General features: G+C 64.4%; 16 protein-coding genes. All 16 read right to left on the minus strand.

The window, feature by feature from the left end; all coding sequences use genetic code 11:
• Position 1 precedes the first annotated feature (1 nt).
• Positions 2 to 1,192 carry an ATP phosphoribosyltransferase regulatory subunit gene (locus AC1DXS_RS08950; RefSeq protein WP_477737164.1) on the minus strand — a complete coding sequence of 397 codons (1,191 nt, stop codon included), beginning with the start codon at positions 1,190 to 1,192 and terminating at the stop codon, positions 2 to 4.
• A gap of 116 nt (positions 1,193 to 1,308) precedes the next feature.
• Entirely contained in the window at positions 1,309 to 1,497 is a 189-nt protein-coding gene (locus AC1DXS_RS08955) for a DUF2065 domain-containing protein (RefSeq protein ID WP_477737165.1), read from the minus strand.
• Between the two features lie 5 nt (positions 1,498 to 1,502).
• Entirely contained in the window at positions 1,503 to 2,405 is a 903-nt protein-coding gene (gene hflC / locus AC1DXS_RS08960; protein WP_477737166.1) for a protease modulator HflC, read from the minus strand.
• Between the two features lie 11 nt (positions 2,406 to 2,416).
• Positions 2,417 to 3,835: an FtsH protease activity modulator HflK gene (gene hflK / locus AC1DXS_RS08965; protein ID WP_477737167.1), complete on the minus strand. Its 1,419-nt coding sequence runs from the start codon at positions 3,833 to 3,835 to the stop codon at positions 2,417 to 2,419.
• Between the two features lie 57 nt (positions 3,836 to 3,892).
• On the minus strand, positions 3,893 to 5,074 hold the full coding sequence (gene hflX, locus AC1DXS_RS08970; RefSeq protein WP_477737252.1) for a GTPase HflX: 1,182 nt from the start codon (positions 5,072 to 5,074) through the stop codon (positions 3,893 to 3,895).
• Positions 5,071 to 5,340, minus strand: coding sequence for an RNA chaperone Hfq (gene hfq / locus AC1DXS_RS08975; RefSeq protein WP_411883131.1), 270 nt, complete (start codon positions 5,338 to 5,340; stop codon positions 5,071 to 5,073). Before hfq ends, hflX begins: the two co-directional genes overlap by 4 nt.
• Positions 5,341 to 5,391: 51 nt before the next feature.
• On the minus strand, positions 5,392 to 6,735 hold the full coding sequence (gene der / locus AC1DXS_RS08980) for a ribosome biogenesis GTPase Der (RefSeq protein WP_477737168.1): 1,344 nt from the start codon (positions 6,733 to 6,735) through the stop codon (positions 5,392 to 5,394).
• 31 nt (positions 6,736 to 6,766) lie between these two features.
• Positions 6,767 to 7,918: an outer membrane protein assembly factor BamB gene (gene bamB / locus AC1DXS_RS08985; RefSeq protein WP_477737169.1), complete on the minus strand. Its 1,152-nt coding sequence runs from the start codon at positions 7,916 to 7,918 to the stop codon at positions 6,767 to 6,769.
• Positions 7,915 to 8,607, minus strand: coding sequence for a YfgM family protein (locus AC1DXS_RS08990; protein WP_477737170.1), 693 nt, complete (start codon positions 8,605 to 8,607; stop codon positions 7,915 to 7,917). Before AC1DXS_RS08990 ends, bamB begins: the two co-directional genes overlap by 4 nt.
• Before the next feature lie 94 nt (positions 8,608 to 8,701).
• The gene (gene hisS / locus AC1DXS_RS08995) at positions 8,702 to 10,051 is read right to left on the minus strand and encodes a histidine--tRNA ligase (RefSeq protein ID WP_477737171.1); all 1,350 of its coding nucleotides are present in this window, start codon (positions 10,049 to 10,051) and stop codon (positions 8,702 to 8,704) included.
• A gap of 5 nt (positions 10,052 to 10,056) precedes the next feature.
• Positions 10,057 to 11,334 carry a flavodoxin-dependent (E)-4-hydroxy-3-methylbut-2-enyl-diphosphate synthase gene (gene ispG / locus AC1DXS_RS09000; RefSeq protein WP_477737172.1) on the minus strand — a complete coding sequence of 426 codons (1,278 nt, stop codon included), beginning with the start codon at positions 11,332 to 11,334 and terminating at the stop codon, positions 10,057 to 10,059.
• Positions 11,334 to 12,386 (minus strand): helix-turn-helix domain-containing protein, encoded by a 1,053-nt coding sequence (locus tag AC1DXS_RS09005; protein ID WP_477737173.1) that lies wholly within the window; start codon positions 12,384 to 12,386, stop codon positions 11,334 to 11,336. Before AC1DXS_RS09005 ends, ispG begins: the two co-directional genes overlap by 1 nt.
• The gene (gene pilW / locus AC1DXS_RS09010) at positions 12,379 to 13,191 is read right to left on the minus strand and encodes a type IV pilus biogenesis/stability protein PilW (protein WP_477737174.1); all 813 of its coding nucleotides are present in this window, start codon (positions 13,189 to 13,191) and stop codon (positions 12,379 to 12,381) included. Before pilW ends, AC1DXS_RS09005 begins: the two co-directional genes overlap by 8 nt.
• Complete coding sequence (gene rlmN / locus AC1DXS_RS09015) at positions 13,188 to 14,336, minus strand: dual-specificity RNA methyltransferase RlmN (RefSeq protein WP_477737175.1); 1,149 nt, start codon at positions 14,334 to 14,336, stop codon at positions 13,188 to 13,190. The genes pilW and rlmN overlap by 4 nt, the downstream gene beginning before the upstream one ends.
• A 79-nt stretch (positions 14,337 to 14,415) precedes the next feature.
• Positions 14,416 to 14,841: a nucleoside-diphosphate kinase gene (gene ndk, locus AC1DXS_RS09020; RefSeq protein WP_122956648.1), complete on the minus strand. Its 426-nt coding sequence runs from the start codon at positions 14,839 to 14,841 to the stop codon at positions 14,416 to 14,418.
• A 124-nt stretch (positions 14,842 to 14,965) separates the two neighbouring features.
• On the minus strand, positions 14,966 to 16,564 hold the full coding sequence (locus AC1DXS_RS09025) for a pseudouridine synthase (RefSeq protein ID WP_477737176.1): 1,599 nt from the start codon (positions 16,562 to 16,564) through the stop codon (positions 14,966 to 14,968).

The raw sequence follows: 16,564 nt of genomic DNA on the forward strand, positions 1-16,564 counted from the left end.
CTCACGCGGCTTTCTTCAGGGGCTGGACCACCCATTGACCGGCCGCATGGGCCAGTTCGCGGTCGCAATCGAATTCGTTGACTTCGTGCTCGTGGCCGGGCAGCACGCAGGCCACGGTTTCGCCGCCTGCGCGCAGGCGGGCGATGGCGGCACGCAGGCCGGCGTCCTCGCTCCAGGGTGCGCGTATGGCGGCCTTCAGGGGCCGGGGTGGCAGCACGCTGACGAGTTCCTTCAGATCCAGGCTGAAGCCTGCGGCCGGACGGTTGCGACCAAACACGGCGCCGACCTCGTCATAGCGACCGCCTCGTGCCAGTTCGGCGCCCTGCCCGTAGATGGCAAAGCGCGTGCCGCTGTAATAGGCATAGCCGCGCAAGTCGGCCAGGTCGAAGCTGACCTTGACCTCACCCTTTTCACCGCCGGTATGAGCCGCCAGCCATTTGAGATTCTGCAAGGCGGCTTTCAGACCGGTCGAGGGCGGCAGGACTTTTTCGGCCTCGGCCAGGACTTTTTCGTCGCCGTAGAGCTGCAGCAGCGCCTTGAGGCCGTGGCGCGCTTCGCTGGAAATGCCGTCCTTGAGGCTGGCCGTGAGGCTGTCGAGTTCGCTCGCGTCCTTGGCGGCCAGTGCGGTGTGGATCAGCGCAAGTGTTTTGCCGCTGACGGTCGCGCCGGCCAACAGGCTATTGACGATACGCACGTCGGCCATATCGACGCTCAATGCGGTGACGCCGGCGGCTTTGAGGCCCTCAAGCGCAAGCTGCTGGGCTTCGAGGTCGGCCTCCAGGCCGGCATGGCCGTAGATTTCAGCGCCGAACTGCAGGGGCTCGCGGGTGGCGTGGGGGCGGTCGGCGCGGGTATGCAGCACCGGACCGCAGTAACAGAGGCGAGCCACACCGCTGCGGTTGAGCAGGTGGGCATCGATACGGGCAACCTGGGGGGTGGTGTCGGCGCGCAGGCCCAGGGTGCGGCCCGAAAGCTGGTCGACCAGTTTGAAAGTTTGGAGGTCCAGGGCCTCGCCGGTGCCGGTCAGCAGCGACTCGAGGTGCTCGAGCAGCGGCGGCATGACGAGTTCATAGCCATAGCTGCGGGCGGTATCCAGGAACAGGCGGCGCAGCTCTTCGATGTGGCGCGCCTCGGAGGGCAGGACATCGGCAATTTGATCGGGCAATTGCCATGATGACGACCAGGCGGGCATTGTGATTTTCGTGGGCTGTTAAAAACAGCATTTTACCGGGCTTGGGACCGCTTTTTGGCTTGCGGGAGGCTGATAAGGCCCCCGGAGCGAAATAGTGCCTGGGCGGTGGAGGCGATTCAGGCCAGCACGGCCAACAGGATCAACCCCAATGCGATGCTGCACAGCCCGAAGAAGCGGATCTGGCCATCGCCCAGCGTGAGTATCTGCTCGAACATGCGGCGCCAGCCGCCGGGAGAGATGAAAGGCAACAGGCCCTCGATGACTAGCATCAGGGCCAGCGCCAGCCAGAAGGTGTTGCCGTCCACGCGGCTTATTTTTTGGCGGGCGCGGCGCTGCCGGTGCCGGGGCCCCGCATCGCCTTGAAGAAGTCCGAGGATGGATCCAGCACCATCACGTCGCTTTTCTTGCTGAAGCTGGCCTTGTAGGCATCGAGGCTGCGGTAGAACTGGGCGAACTGCGGGTCGCGGCCGAAAGACTCGGCATAGGTGCGGGCGGCTTCGGCATCGCCCTCGCCTTTGACCTTTTGCGCATCGCGGTAAGCATTGGCGATGGTCACCTCGCGCTGGCGGTCGGCATCGGCGCGGATTTTTTCGCCTTCGGCCTGGCCGGTGGAACGCAGTTCATTGGCCACGCGCTGGCGCTCGGCCACCATGCGCTTGTAGACTGAGTCGGTAATGGCCTCCACATAGTCCACACGCGTGATGCGCACGTCGACCACGTCCACGCCCCAGGGCTGGGCGCCCTGCACGGCCTGCAGCACTTCACGCTTGACGTCGGCCATCAGCGCTTCGCGCTTGAGCGAGAGCAGGTCCTTGACGGTGCGCTTGTTGATCTCTTCCTGGAATGCGTTGCGAACCACGCGGCTGAGCTGGTTGGCGCCGGCTTTTTCGTCCAGGCCGACATTGCGGATGTAGTCGCTGGGCTGGGTGATGCGCCAGCGCACATACCAGTCGATCACGACGCGCTGCTTTTCGGCCGTCAGCATGGGCTCAGCGTCGACGCTGTCGAGCACCAGCAGGCGCTTGTCGATGTAGGAGACGTTCTGGAAAGGCGGCGGCATCTTGAAATGCAGGCCGGGCTCGGTGACCACGTCCTTGATCTGGCCCAGGGCATAGACCACACCGAACTGGCGCTGGTCGACCACGAACAGCGTGGAACTGAGCAAGGCCAGGAGCACCAGCAGCGAGGAAACAATAAATCCAACTCTATTCACGATCGTTTTCCTTAGCGAGTTTCACGGTCGCGCGAGCGGGCGGAATCGCGCGAACGGGCATCCAGGGGTGGCAGGCTGGAGGTCGGCGCGGCGGGCACCGTGGAGGGCGAAGCCGAGCCGGGGATCAGCGGGGTGTCGCCTGAAACAGCGGCGTCGCCCTGGGACGTCATCTGCATGATCTTGTCCAGCGGCAGGTACAGCAGGTTGCTGCCCTGGCGCGATTCGACCAGCACCTTGGTGACGTTGGTATACACCTGCTGCATCGCGTCGGTGTACATGCGGTCGCGCGTGACCTGGGGCGCTTTCTGGTACTCAGCCAACACCGATCGGAAACGCTGCGCGTCACCCTGGGCCTGCGCCACGATCTTGGCCTTGTAGGCTTCGGACTCTTCCTTCAGGCGCGAGGCGGAACCCACCGCACGCGGGATCACGTTGTTAGCATAGGCCTGGGCTTCATTCTTGGTGCGTTCGCGCTCCTGGCCGGCCTTGAGCACGTCGTCAAACGCCGACTGCACCTGCTCGGGCGGGCGCACACCGCTTTGCTGCAGGTTGATGCCGACGACTTCAACACCGACCTTGTAGCGGTCCAGGATGGTCTGCATCAGGGTGCGCACGCGCGGCCCGATCTGGTCGCGTTCGTCGGCGAGCGCCGAGTCCATTTTCATCTTGCCGACAACTTCGCGTACGGCGGTCTCGGCAGCCTGCACCACCGCGGCGGCGGGGTCCTTGCTTTCAAACAGGTAGGCGCGTGCGTCGCTGAGGCGGTACTGCACGGCAAATTTGATTTCGACGATGTTTTCGTCCTCGGTCAGCATGGCCGAGTCGCGCAGGCCCGTGGCCTTGATGATGACGTCGCGGCCGACGTCCACCGAGCGGATCTGCGTGACCACGACGATCTCATGGCGCTGGACGGGATAAGGCAGGCGCCAGTTGAAACCCGCACCCACGGTGGAGTGGTATTTGCCGAACTGGGTGATGACGGCCTGCTGGCCTTCCTGGACGATGAAGAAGCCGGTGCCCAGCCAGATCAGCACGGCGACGCTGGCGATCAGGCCGACGCCTATGCCGGCGCTTTTCATGTCGGGCTGGAAGCCGCCGTTATTGCCGCCGCCGTTGCCGCGGCCGAAACCGCCGCGGTTGGGGTTGTTGTTTTTGCCGCCGCCGAAAAGCCCGCCCAGCTTGCGGTTGAAGTCGCGCCAGAGTTCGTCGAGGTCGGGCGGGCCCTGGTTGGGGCCCTGCCCTTGCGGACGGCTGGGGGGACGCTGCGGCTGCTTGTCATCCCGGGGCGCCTCCGGCTTGCTGTCGTCGGACGAGGCTTTGTCTTCGTCCCGGCCCCAGCGCGGATCATTGAGGTTGAACATGCCTTGGGCGCGTTGCCTGAGCCGGCCCGGCAAGGTCGTCAAAGTCTGCAGCACGGGGTTCAGATTCATGGGATCAAACTCACTTTTTTTCGTTACACCGACATTGTGCCTAATGAAACTGCCCTGTCAGGCAAGGTCCTCGGCCGCCAAGGGGATTTCCTCTGCCGGCAACGCCGCCGCGTGGCTGGCCAGCAAGGCGCGCAAAAGCGGCAGGCCCTCGCCGGTCCGGGCGCTCACGAACACCCGTTCAGCACTGCGGCTGGAGCTCTCGAATGCGTCCCGGAGTTCAAACATGTCCTGCAGTTGCAGGGGCATGTTGTCCTTTTCAATGGCGTCCAGCTTGTTGAAGACAAGTATTTGCGGCACGTCGGCCGCGCCGATCTCTGAAAGCACGCGCTGCACCTGCTCGATCTGCTCGAGGTAGTCGGGATTGGCGCCATCCACCACGTGCAGCAGCAGGTCGGCGTCGGCCGCCTCCTGCAGGGTCGCGGCGAAGGCGTCTATCAGGCCGTGCGGCAGGTCGCGGATGAAACCCACGGTATCCGACAGCGAGACCGAACGCCCCGCGTCTCCCAGGTAGAGCTGGCGCGTGGTGGTGTCGAGTGTGGCGAACAACTGGTCGGCGGCATAGGCGCGCGCCTTGACCAGCGCATTGAAGAGCGTGGACTTGCCCGCGTTCGTGTAGCCCACCAGGGAGATAGTGAAGGAGTTGCGGCGCTCGCGCTGCTTGCGCTGGGTTTGCCGCTGCTTCTTGACTTTGGAGAGGCGCTCCTTGGTCCGCTTGATGGCGTCGCCGATCATGCGCTTGTCGAGCTCGATCTGCTTTTCACCCGGTCCGCCGCGCACGCCGGCACCGCCGGTCTGCCGTTCCAGGTGGGACCATCGGCGCACCAGGCGCGTGGACATGTATTGCAGCCGGGCCAACTCCACTTGCAGCTTGCCCTCGTGGCTGCGGGCGCGCTGGGCGAAAATTTCGAGAATCAGCAGCGTGCGGTCGTTGACCGGCATATCGAGATGGCGCTCGAGGTTGCGCTGCTGCGCCGGGCTCAGCGACTGGTCGAACAAGACCTCGGTGGCGCCGGTGTCCAGCGCCAGCAGCTTGATTTCGTCAGCCTTGCCGCTGCCGATGAAGAGTGCGGCGTCGGGCGCCCTGCGCTTGCAGCTGACGCGCGCGACCGGCTGCAGGCCCGCTGTTTGCGCGAGCAAACCCAGTTCCTGCAGATCGGCATCAAAATTCGGGAGCCCAAGATCAACCCCCACCAGAAGCACGAGGGGTTTGGCGCTCACCGGAGCATCGGACGAACTCAGCTGGCGGGGCTTTCTTCAGACTCGTTGGTCGCGAAGTTCACGGCGCGGCCCGGAACGATGGTGGAAATCGCGTGTTTGTAGACCATTTGGGTCACAGTGTTGCGAAGCAAAACCACATACTGATCGAAGGATTCGATCTGGCCCTGCAATTTGATCCCGTTGACGAGATAGATGGATACAGGAACATGCTCGCGACGCAAGGTGTTGAGAAATGGGTCCTGCAGGAGCTGGCCTTTGTTATTGCTCACGATATTTTCCGTGTTCAAAAGTTAATAGAACCTGACCTTACCACAGCGCTAGCGCCGGGTCATGTAGTCCTAGGCCGATTCCTTGTCCTTAAAGGGGTTGTGCGAGCTTTTCATCTGGATGCGCAAAGGGGTTCCGACCAGATCGAACTCCTTGCGGAAACGCCCTTCAAGGTAGCGTTTATAGGACTCGGTGACGTGCTCCAGCGAGTTGCCGTGGATGATGATGATGGGCGGGTTCATGCCGCCCTGGTGGGCATAACGCAGCTTGGGGCGGAACACGCCCGAGCGCTGGGGCTGCTGGAACTGCACCGCCTCAAGCAGCAGCCGGGTCAGCACCGGGGTGGACATCTTGCGGTTGGCCGAGGCATGGGCCTGCACGATGGACTTCCAGACCGGGCCCAGGCCCTGGCGCTTGATGGCCGAAATCGCGTGGATGGAGGCGAACTTGAGGAAGCCCAGCCGGGTTTCGATGGAGCGCTCCAGCAGCTCGCGCTGGTAGGAGTCCACCGCATCCGACTTGTTGACGGCCAGAACCACCGAACGGCCGCTTTCCAGGATGTAGCCGGCGATGTGGGCGTCCTGGTCGGTCACGCCCTGGGTGGCGTCCAGCAACAGCAGCACCACATTGGCGTTTTCGATGGCCTGCAGGGTCTTGACGACGGAAAACTTCTCGATGGCCTCGAACACCTTGCCTTTGCGGCGCAGGCCGGCGGTGTCTATGAGTTCAAACTTCTGCCCGGCTCGCTCGAATGGCACCGAAATGGTGTCCCGGGTCGTACCCGGCAGGTCGAAGGCCACCAGGCGCTCTTCACCCAGCCAGGTGTTGATCAGCGTGGATTTCCCCACGTTGGGACGCCCCGCCACGGCCAGGCGAATAACGGAAGGGTCTTGCGGCTCAGGCTCTTCTTCCGGATCCGGCAGGTTCAGCGGCGCGAGCGCCGTATCGACCAGCGTGCGCATGCCCTGGCCGTGCGAGGCCGAAACCGGCAGCACCTCACCCAGGCCCAGCTCGAAGAACTCGGACATCTGCACGCCTTCTGTCATGCCTTCGGCCTTGTTGGCCGTCAGCACCGTGGGCTTGCCCAGCTTGCGCAGGTATTTGGCAATGTCGTGGTCCTGCGCGCTGATGCCGGCACGGGCATCGACCACAAACACCACCACATCGGCCTCGGCGACCGCCTGCCGGGTCTGCTTGGCCATTTCCTTGTAGATGCCGGAAGCCGCGTCAGGCTCGAAGCCACCGGTATCGATCACGATGTACTCGTGGGGGCCCAGCTTGCCGTTACCGTAATGACGATCCCGCGTCAGGCCGGCGAAGTCGGCCACGATCGCATCCCGCGTCTTGGTCAGCCGGTTAAAAAGCGTCGACTTGCCCACATTCGGGCGGCCGACCAGCGCAATGACAGGTTTCATCAATCGATTTCAGACAGGGCCACAAGGCCCTTTATTGGGGCTGGAAGCCGTAAACGCCGCCGCCTTGCGTCACGGCAACCAGCGTATTGCCCACCAGAACGGGGGTTGCAACGATAGCCGTGCCGTCGGTAGGCAGGCGGTTGAGCAGTGAGCCGTCTTCACGCGACAGCAGGTGCACATAGCCGGTAAAGTCGCCGATGGCGATGGAGCGTCCCACCACCACCGGGGCGGTCAGGCCGCGGTAGCGCAGGCGGTCTGTGCTCCAGGCGCGTTCGCCGTCGGTGCGGCGCCAGGCAATAACGTTGCCGTCGGCTTCGGTGCCGAACACAAAGCGGTCGTCGCCGTCCAGGCCTTGCACGCCGTTGGCGGGCTTGGTCCAGAGCAGGTTGCCGCGCGCTGCGTTGACACAGCCGACGCTGGCCTGGAAGGCCCGTGCGCAGACGACGTCACCCTGCCGGCTCACGTGCCCGACCAGATCGACGAGGCGTTCCACGTCATTGATGCCGCGAGGCGTCGCGATCGGGGCTTCCCAGCGAATGCTGCCGGTGGAGGGGTTCAGGCCCGCCAGACGGCCCGCCAGGCCCACCACCAGGGTGTCACCCACGGCCAGCATGACGCCGGACTGGCGCAGGATCAGGGGTTCATTGGGGCGCTGCTGGGTCCAGAGCTTGCGCCCCGTTTGCCCGTCAAAGGCGTTGACCGAACGGTCGGCCGCCAGCACGAACACGCGCGCACCAGCCACAAAGGGCGCGGTGAAGGCCTGGGCGCCCAGCTTCTGGCGCCACAGTTCGCGGCCGTCCTGCAGGGCAACAACTTCATTGGCCTTGGTGACCACGGCAACGACCTTGCCGTCATTACCGGCCCCGGCGGCCAACGGGGTATTGAGCGAAAACCGCCAGACGTCGCGGCCGGTCTGGGCGTCGATCAGGGCCACGGCGCCGTCGCCGCTGGCCACCGCCACGCTGTTGCCCGAAACGCCGGTATCCAGCGGGAAATTCACCTGCCCGACGCGCGTGGCCCAGGTCTGGCGGGCCGATACCAGGGCAGTCACCGGCTGGAGTTCAGCGGGCTGCGGCTTGGCGGGACCGCTGCCGAACATCGAGCAACCACCCAAGGCGGCGACCAGCAGGATAAGGGCCGGCACTCGCGCGGAATGGGCCAGGCTGAAAGACGAACGGATCATTTCTTCACCTCGGGATTCGATGCTTCGGTTGCGGATTTGGCTTTCGCGGCCGGGTCTACGCCCAGCGCATTGAGCTTGACTTCCACCAGGCGGCGGTACTCGGTGCGTTCGTCAAGCTCCTTGTAGGCCTTTTCATATTCCGCCTTGGCTTCGGCTTTTTTTCCCTGCGCAGCAAAGATGTCGCCGCGGCGGTCGGCGGCCAGCGCCGCAAAGCCCTTGGGGAAATTGCCCGAGACCTGCTGGAGCGCTTCGTCATAGGCCTTCTTCTCAAGCAGCAGGCCCGCAAGACGCAGGCGCGCGATGGCCTGGTAACCCTCGTCGGAGGCTTTTTCGGCAACCCAGTTCAGGGCGGCACGCGAAGCGTCGACATTGCCCTTGTCATAGTAGGCGCGGGCGGCCAGCAGACCGGCCTGCTGCGCGTATGCGGTTCCGCCGAAACGCTCTTTCATGTCCGCCAGGGAGCGATCAATCCGGGCTACATCGCCCGACTGGATGGAGCGCTCGACTTCTTCATACATGACCGAGGCCTGCGCCGCCTGATTGCGCTGCCAGTACTGGTAACCATTCCAGGCCGCGAAAGCGCCCAACACGACAATCAGGGCCCAGGTGATCATGTCACCGTACTGTTTCCAGAAATGCTTGAGCTCGTCAAGCTGTTCCTGTTCTTCCAAATCGAGGTGTTTTGCCATAAAAGTCTTCTTGTTCTGCCCGGTGACGGCGCGGATTGAGTTGGGGTGATTGTAGAGGCCCGGGAGAGGCGTCCCATCGGGACGGCCCGGTGGTTCAGCCGCGCAGGGTCTGGGCCCAGGCCGCAATATCGTCCAGCGGCTGGAGCGCCTGGGCTTGCAGCGCCTGGTCTTTTTCACCGCGCAGGTGTTTGACCGCGACACGGCCCTGGGCGAGTTCATCGTCGCCAAAAATCAGCGCAAACCGCGCGCCGCTGCCGTCGGCTTTCTTGAACTGGGATTTCATGCTGCCCATGCCTTCGGCCGTGCCGCAGTGCATCTGCACCTTGATGCCGGCGCCGCGCAGCGCTTCGCAGGCGGCCATGGCGACGGGCAAGGCCTTGGCCGACGGCAGGATGGCGTAGGCGTCGGGCGCGTTTTCGGGCGGCAGCGCGCCGACCGCTTCCAGCAACAGCAGCATGCGCTCCACACCCATGCCCCACCCGACCGCCGGTGTCGGTTTGCCGCCCAGCTGCTCGAAGAGGCCGTCGTAACGCCCTCCTCCGCAGACCGTGCCCTGCGAGCCGAGTTTGTCCGTGATCCATTCGAACACGGTCAGGTTGTAGTAGTCCATGCCGCGCACCAGGCGCGGGTTGATGCGGTAGGTCAGGCCCACGGCGTCGAGCGCGGCGCGCACCGCGTTCAGGTGGGCTAGCGAGGCTTCGCCGAGGAAGTCCATCAGTTTGGGCGCCGCTTCGACGATGGCCTGCATGGCGGGATTCTTGGTGTCCAGGATACGCAGCGGGTTGCTGTGCAGCCGGCGCCTGGCGTCTTCGTCCAGCATGTCGGCGTGTGCCTCGAAGTGCGCAATCAGCGCGGCGCGGTGCGCCATGCGTTCGCCGGGCTGGCCCAGGCTGTTGAGCTCAAGCCGCACGTGCTCCATGGGAATGCCCAGGTCGCGCAGCAGCGCCCGGCACATCAGGATCTGCTCGGCGTCCACATCGGGCCCGGCAAAGCCCAGGGCCTCGACGTCGATCTGGTGGAACTGGCGGTAACGCCCCTTTTGCGGCCGTTCGTGGCGAAACAGCGTCACTGCCGACCAGACCCGCATGGGTCCGTTGTACAGCGCGTTGTGCTCGACCATGGCGCGCACGATGCCGGCGGTGGCCTCGGGGCGCAGCGTGAGTTTGTCGCCGTTCATCGAATCGACGAAGGAGTACATCTCTTTTTCGACAATGTCGGTGACCTCGCCCAGGCCGCGCACGAACAACGCGGTCGGCTCCACGATGGGTGTGCGCACGTTGGCGTAGGCATAACGGGCCATCAACGCGCGCACCTTGGCCTCGAACCACTCCCAGCGCGCCGATTCGGGCGGCAGGATGTCGTTCATGCCTTTGACGGCGAGGAGTTTTTCCGTTTTTGCCACGGCGGATTTCTCCACCGCGGCGGCAGTTGCTTTTTCAACCATGAATTTCAGATGGCTTCAGCGACGGCTTGCGTGCCAAAGCGCTTTTCAATGTAGTTTTCAACGATGACCTGGAACTCCCGCGCGATGTTGTCGCCGCGCAGGGTCAGCCTTTTCTCGCCGTCGATGAACACCGGCGCGGCCGGGGCCTCGCCGGAGCCCGGCAGGCTGATGCCGATGTCCGCGTGCTTGCTCTCGCCCGGGCCGTTGACGATGCAGCCCATCACCGCGACCTTGAGGCCTTCGACGCCGGGGTACTGCTTGCGCCAGACAGGCATCTGGGCGCGCAGGAAGTCGTCAATCTGCTTGGCCAGTTCCTGGAAGGTGGTGCTGGTGGTGCGGCCGCATCCGGGGCAGGCCGTGACGCTGGGCACAAAGGTCCGCAGACCCAGGGCCTGCAGGATTTCCGACGCAATCACGACCTCCTGGGTACGGGCCTCGCCAGGCTGGGGCGTCAGCGAGACGCGAATGGTGTCACCCACGCCCTCCTGCAGCAAGATCGACAGCGCCGTGGCCGAAGCCACCGTGCCTTTGGTGCCCATGCCGGCTTCAGTCAAACCCAGGTGGAGCGAATGGTCCGTGCGCCGGGCCAGTTCGCGGTAGACGGAGATCAGGTCCTGAACCCCGCTGACCTTGCAGGACAGGATGATCTGGTTGCGGGGCATGCCCATTTCCTCGGCGCGCTGGGCCGATTCCACCGCGGAGGTGATCAGGGCTTCATACATCACCTGCTTCGCATCCCAGGGCACCGGACGTGCGCTGTTTTCATCCATCAAGCTGGCCAGCAGTTCCTGGTCCAGGCTGCCCCAGTTGACACCTATGCGCACCACCTTGTTCCAGCGCATGGCGACTTCGATCATCTGGCCGAACTGGCGATCGCGCTTGTCGCCCTTGCCGACATTACCGGGGTTGATGCGGTACTTGGACAGGGCCTCCGCACAGGCGGGATAGTCGGTGAGCAGGCGGTGGCCGTTGTAATGGAAGTCGCCGATCAGCGGCACATCAATGCCCATGCGGTCCAGTTGTTCGCGCACATACGGCACGGCCTGGGCGGCTTCCGGCGTGTTGACCGTGATGCGGACCATCTCGGAGCCTGCGAGCGCAAGCTCCTTGACCTGGATGGCAGTGCCTATGGCATCAACCGTGTCGGTATTGGTCATGGACTGCACGCGCACCGGCGCGTCGCCGCCCACGGTGACGATGCGCGAACCCCAGGCGACCCGCGCCTGCAGGGAACGCCGCGCCTTGGGAAAAGCGGATTCAATGGGAAGGCTGGCCTGCGGCACTATTTCACCTCGAAGCGGGCAACGTTGTCACGGGAAACCGCACTCAGGTCGAAAGCCTTCCCACGCACCTGCACCTGTGTGAGGTCGGCTTTGCCGACCACGGCGGCGAGCGGCAACGCACCCGATGCGCCGGCGACCTCACCGGCCGCCAGGAGGCGGCGCAGCACGACCGTGCCTTTGGCATCGGTCACTTCCACCCATGATTCGCCCTTGGCGCTGAACGTGACGATGCCCGTGGGCGCGGGCTGAGAGGCGGCAGCAACCGGAGCAGGCACGGCGGGCGCAGCAGGCACCGCCGGGGCCGCCGGGGCGGCAACCTGCGCGGGGGTGCTGGCGGCCGGCGGAGCGGGATTGACCACCGCCGGTGGCAGCGTCGCGATGGCCGAGGGAGCCGCAGTTGCCGCGGCGGCGACTGTGTCGGGCGGGTTGGATGATTCTGTTGGGGCGGGAGGCGCTGCAGCGTTGCCCAGGCCGGAACCGGCAATGGCTACCGGCAGGGGCTTGCCGGCATCAGCACCGCCCGGCGGCATGGTCGCGTCGGCGGATTCGGCCTTGCCGCTGCTGCCGTCGTGCTTGACGGCCGGCAGGAAAATCAGGACCAGGGCGCCAAGCAGCAGGAGCAGGCCTGCCAGCACTGCCGGACGGGAAACCTGGGTCCAGACCGACGGTCCAGGGCCCTCGCCCGGCGAGCGGAACGGGGCATTGATGCTGGTGCCCTGGTAGGTCAGCTTGGGAGCGCTGGTCTGGGGCAGGAGGCCCAGCACCGGGGCCGCGTCGAGTTTGAGGGTGCGGCACACGCTGGAGGCGAGTGCCCGTACGAAGACGGCATCAGGCAACAGGTCAAAGCGGTCCTGCTCGAGCGCTTCAAGCTTCTTCACAGGCACCTTGAGCGACACCGCCAGCGCGGCGATGTGGATGCCCGCCGACTCCCGCGCCTGGCGAAGCAGGCTACCCGCTGTCGCATCCGGGGCCGGGATGCTGCTGTGGCTGAAGCCCGAAGACACCGCCTCACTGCCGGAAGGTCCCGCCGGTACCGGATCAAGCTCACTCATTGAAGGCGCCCTTCTCATAGGAAGCCGCCTCGCGGGACTGTGCGAACCGTTTCTTCAGCTGGTCACCCAGCTGCAGCACCGCGCTCCGGTTATTCAGTTTTTGCTCGGTCTTGATGCCCAGCCACAGGCTCTCGGCGTTGGCGAGGTCGCTGTTGTTGATGCGGCGAATGTAGAACTGTGCGCGGGTCAGATCACCACGCTCATACAGCAACTGCGCGAGGTTGTACCCAGTGATGGGATTCCCCGCGTCCAGTTCATAGGACTGCATAAGGCTTTGCTCAGCTTCGGCTCGCTGTCCCGCGCGAACCTGGCAGATCCCTTGCGTCATCAGCGTTTTGGCCCGATCACCATAGTTGGGATTGGACACAGCCTGGCCGAACAGGCGCAGCGCGTCGTTGTAGCGACCCTGCTGGCACATCAGCCAGCCGAAGTTGTGCGCCGCATTCCCGTCGCGCGAATTGAGTGCAAGCGCGCGGCGGAAGCTGTCCTCGGCCATCGGAATGTCGTTAAGGCGCATGTACACGAGCCCGCGCAGGTTATAGGCGTCCGCGAAAGTAGGGTCGGCCAGCAGGGACTGCTTGATCTCGTCGAGCGCGACATTGGTCTGGCCCTGCTCGAAATAGCCTGAGGCCAGCTCAAGCCTGAGTCGCGCGCGCCGGCGGCCCTCGGGTTCATCCGATTCGGTGATGATATCGCTGCGGCTGGAAGCCGCCGTCCCGGAAGTGCCCTGCTGGTTGGCACATCCCGCCAGCAGCACGACCAGCCAGCACACCGGCAACCAGATCACATTGGAGAAAAACCTCATACACCCATCCCCTTGGCCACAACGACTTTAATTCCCCCGAGCATACCCTGCCGCTGGGCCGCCATGCGCTGGTCCACACCGGTACGGTCCTGCACATCGCCGGCAAGCTGCCCGCAGGCCGCATCAATGTCGTCCCCCCGCGTTTTGCGCACGGTGGTCACAATGCCCGCGTCCATCAGAATTTTCGCAAATGCGGCGACCTGCGGCATGTCGGAGCGTTTCAGACCCGAGGCTGGAAAAGGGTTGAACGGAATCAGGTTGAATTTGCAGGAGAGGCCGCGCGCCGCGTGCGCCTGGACGAGTGAAACCAGTTGGCGCGCATGCGCGGGCTGGTCGTTCACGCCGTCCAGCATGCAGTATTCGAAAGTGATGAAGTCCCGGGGCGCCGACGCCTGGTAGCGGGTACAGGCCTCGAGCAGCTCCGAAATGGGGTATTTCTTGTTCAAGGGCACGAGGTTGTCGCGCAGTGCGTCTTCAGGCGCATGCAGCGAGACTGCCAGGGCCACCGGGCAATCGCCGGCAAGGCGGTCAATCATGGGCACCACGCCCGAAGTGGAGACCGTCACGCGCCGCCTTGACAGGCCGTAGCCGTGGTCATCCAGCATGACCTTGAGCGCGGGAACCAGTTGCCCATAGTTTTGCAGGGGCTCACCCATGCCCATCATGACCACATTGGAGATCACGCGCTCGTCGCGGCCCAGGTGCTGGCGCAGGAAGTGCTCCGCAAACCACAGTTGGGAGATGATTTCTCCGGTGGTCAGGTTGCGGCTGAAGCCCTGGTGGCCGGTCGAACAGAAGCGGCAACCCACGGCACAGCCGGCCTGCGAGGAAATGCACAGGGTGCCGCGGTCAGTTTCCGGAATGAAAACGGTTTCAATGACATCGCCAGCGCCGACGTCGAACAGCCATTTGATGGTGCCGTCGGCGGAATCGTGGCGGGAGACCACTTTGGGTCCCTGGATGTGGGCCGAACCGGTGAGCTTTTCACGCAGGGACTTCGCGAGGTCCGTCATTTGCGTGAAATCGGTCGCCCCCTTCTGGTGAATCCAGCGAAAGAGCTGGGTGGCGCGAAAACGCTTTTCACCGAGCCGCTCGCAGAAGGCGGCCAAACCATCGAGATCGAAATCAAGGAGATTGGCCGTCATCGCAGCAGGCAGCCGGGTGAACCGCCCCAAGCAAGCGACAGCCCTGGTAAAGGGGATCGAAGCATGGGGTCGGACATGATTAACGCGAGTAGACGTTCATGCCGGGGAAGAAGAAGGCGATTTCCACCTTGGCGGTTTCCGCGGCATCGGAACCGTGCACGGCATTGGCGTCAATGCTGTCGGCGAAGTCGGCGCGAATGGTGCCGGCAGCGGCCTTCTTCGGGTCGGTGGCGCCCATCAGGTCGCGGTTCTTCAGGATGGCGCCTTCGCCTTCCAGTGCCTGGATCATGACCGGGCCGGAAATCATGAAGGACACCAGATCCTTGAAGAAAGGACGCTCTTTGTGCACGGCGTAGAAAGCCTCGGCCTCGCCTTGCGACAGATGGGCCATGCGTGCAGCCACAACCTTCAGGCCGGCAGCTTCAAAGCGCGCGTAGATTTGGCCGATCACATTTTTTGCCACTGCGTCGGGTTTGATGATGGAGAGAGTGCGTTCGATCGCCATAAGAGTTCCTTAGGAGTTTTTTTGGATTTTTAGATTATTCAAAAATTGAATAAAGCCCATGATTTTAACCTGTGGGCTTTGGGATTCAGATCAACCCTGCGGTTGAAAGTGCTTCTGCCGGTGCTCAGCGATTTCCGCCACGGTTTCCACCACCGCGATTGCCGCCCCCGCGGTTTCCGCCGCCTCCACCCCCGCCGCCACGGCGTGGACCACCGGCATTGTTGCCGCCGCCCATCCCCGAGCCGCGGCGCTGCTGGCCCTGGCCCTGGCCCTGGCGCTGCCGCGTGAAGGTGTCCGCGCCGATATAGCCAAACGAGGTTTTCATGGGATCGGGTTGGGCGCCGCCCGGGCCCTTATCGCCGCGGTCCCCACGGTCGTCGCGCCTTTTTTGCCCCTGCATGCCATTGCCGGGAGGRGGACCGTTACGGGGGCCTGGACCTGTGTTGCCGCCCTGCCCACGGCTTTTTCCGCCGCGGCGGCGATTGCCCCGGGGCGCGGAATCGTTTCGCGGAAGCGGTGGTTGCGAGTCGTCGGGCTCCTGGTCAGATCCCTCCGGCATTGAATCCCCGGAAGGAATCTCCGCCGGTGGCGCTGCGAAGCGGTCGCGCCCACCGCGCGGCCGGTCGTTCCTTCGCGGCCCACGCCCCTGGCGCTGCTCGCCTTCGCCGGCCTGCAGGCTGGCGCGCGGGGCACGCTGGTCGGCGCGGGCTTCAGAGCGCGTCAGCGCACTGGTCAGGGCCCGGATATCGCCCTCATCGAGTTCGACAAACGCACCGCGCTTGAGGCCGCGCGGAAGCACCATGGCGCCATAACGGATGCGGATCAGGCGGCTCACGGCGTGGCCGACCGCCTCAAACATGCGCCGCACTTCGCGGTTGCGCCCTTCAGAAATGGTGACCCGATACCAGCAATTGGCGCCCTCACCACCGCCGGCTTCGATCGAGCTGAACTGGGCGACGCCATCGTCCAGGTTCACGCCCTCGAGCAGGCGGTTTTTCTCTTCGTTGTTCAGGGCGCCCAGTACGCGAACCGCATACTCGCGCTCCAGTCCAAAGCGCGGGTGCATCAGCTTGTTGGCGAGCTCGCCGGAACTGGTCAGCAGCAGCAAGCCTTCGGTGTTCAGGTCAAGCCGCCCTACCGACTGCCACTTGCCCTGGAACAGCTTTGGCAGGCGCCGGAAAACAGTCGGACGGTTCTGAGGGTCATCGTGCGTGACGACTTCTCCAGTGGGCTTGTGATACGCAATGACGCGCGGCGGCGGCGGGTCTATGCGCACGCGCACGGGTTTGCCGTTGACCTTCACCGTGTCGCCGAACTGGATGCGCTGGCCGATATGGGCCGGCTCGGCATTGACCGAAATGCGCCCTTCCAGGATGAGTTGCTCCATCTCCAGCCGCGAACCCAGGCCCGCCTGGGCCAGCACCTTGTGCAGTTTGGGCGTCTCGGGCTGCGGAGACAAGACCCGTTTGGGCAGCGCGAGCGCGACATCTTCCTCGTCCGCATCAAACTGCCCCGTCACCACGTCTTCGAATCGTATGACGCCGGGAGCGGGAGCGGCGTTGCGTCCCTTGCCCGGCCGCGCGGGCGGCACCGCTTCGGCTTGCGTCGGCGTAATCGCCTCGGGAGCCCCCTGTGCAAGTTGCTCCTGGGGTTGCGTCTTGACCTGTTCTTCAGCAGCGGGCAGGTCCACGGGTTCCGGGACGGGAGGATCTTGTTGGGTCAT

It is taken from the genome of Polaromonas sp. P3_B1 (assembly GCF_056402935.1).

What these genes read in the sequence shown, in the direction of transcription:
- pilW (WP_477737174.1), bottom strand. Translation starts at nt 13,191, where the DNA reads ATGAGGTTTTTCTCCAATGTGATCTGGTTGCCGGTGTGCTGGCTGGTC.
- ndk (WP_122956648.1), bottom strand. Translation starts at nt 14,841, where the DNA reads ATGGCGATCGAACGCACTCTCTCCATCATCAAACCCGACGCAGTGGCA.
- hisS (WP_477737171.1), bottom strand. Translation starts at nt 10,051, where the DNA reads ATGGTTGAAAAAGCAACTGCCGCCGCGGTGGAGAAATCCGCCGTGGCA.
- hflK (WP_477737167.1), bottom strand. Translation starts at nt 3,835, where the DNA reads ATGAATCTGAACCCCGTGCTGCAGACTTTGACGACCTTGCCGGGCCGG.
- rlmN (WP_477737175.1), bottom strand. Translation starts at nt 14,336, where the DNA reads ATGACGGCCAATCTCCTTGATTTCGATCTCGATGGTTTGGCCGCCTTC.
- bamB (WP_477737169.1), bottom strand. Translation starts at nt 7,918, where the DNA reads ATGATCCGTTCGTCTTTCAGCCTGGCCCATTCCGCGCGAGTGCCGGCC.
- AC1DXS_RS08950 (WP_477737164.1), bottom strand. Translation starts at nt 1,192, where the DNA reads ATGCCCGCCTGGTCGTCATCATGGCAATTGCCCGATCAAATTGCCGAT.
- der (WP_477737168.1), bottom strand. Translation starts at nt 6,735, where the DNA reads ATGAAACCTGTCATTGCGCTGGTCGGCCGCCCGAATGTGGGCAAGTCG.
- AC1DXS_RS08990 (WP_477737170.1), bottom strand. Translation starts at nt 8,607, where the DNA reads ATGGCAAAACACCTCGATTTGGAAGAACAGGAACAGCTTGACGAGCTC.
- AC1DXS_RS09005 (WP_477737173.1), bottom strand. Translation starts at nt 12,386, where the DNA reads ATGAGTGAGCTTGATCCGGTACCGGCGGGACCTTCCGGCAGTGAGGCG.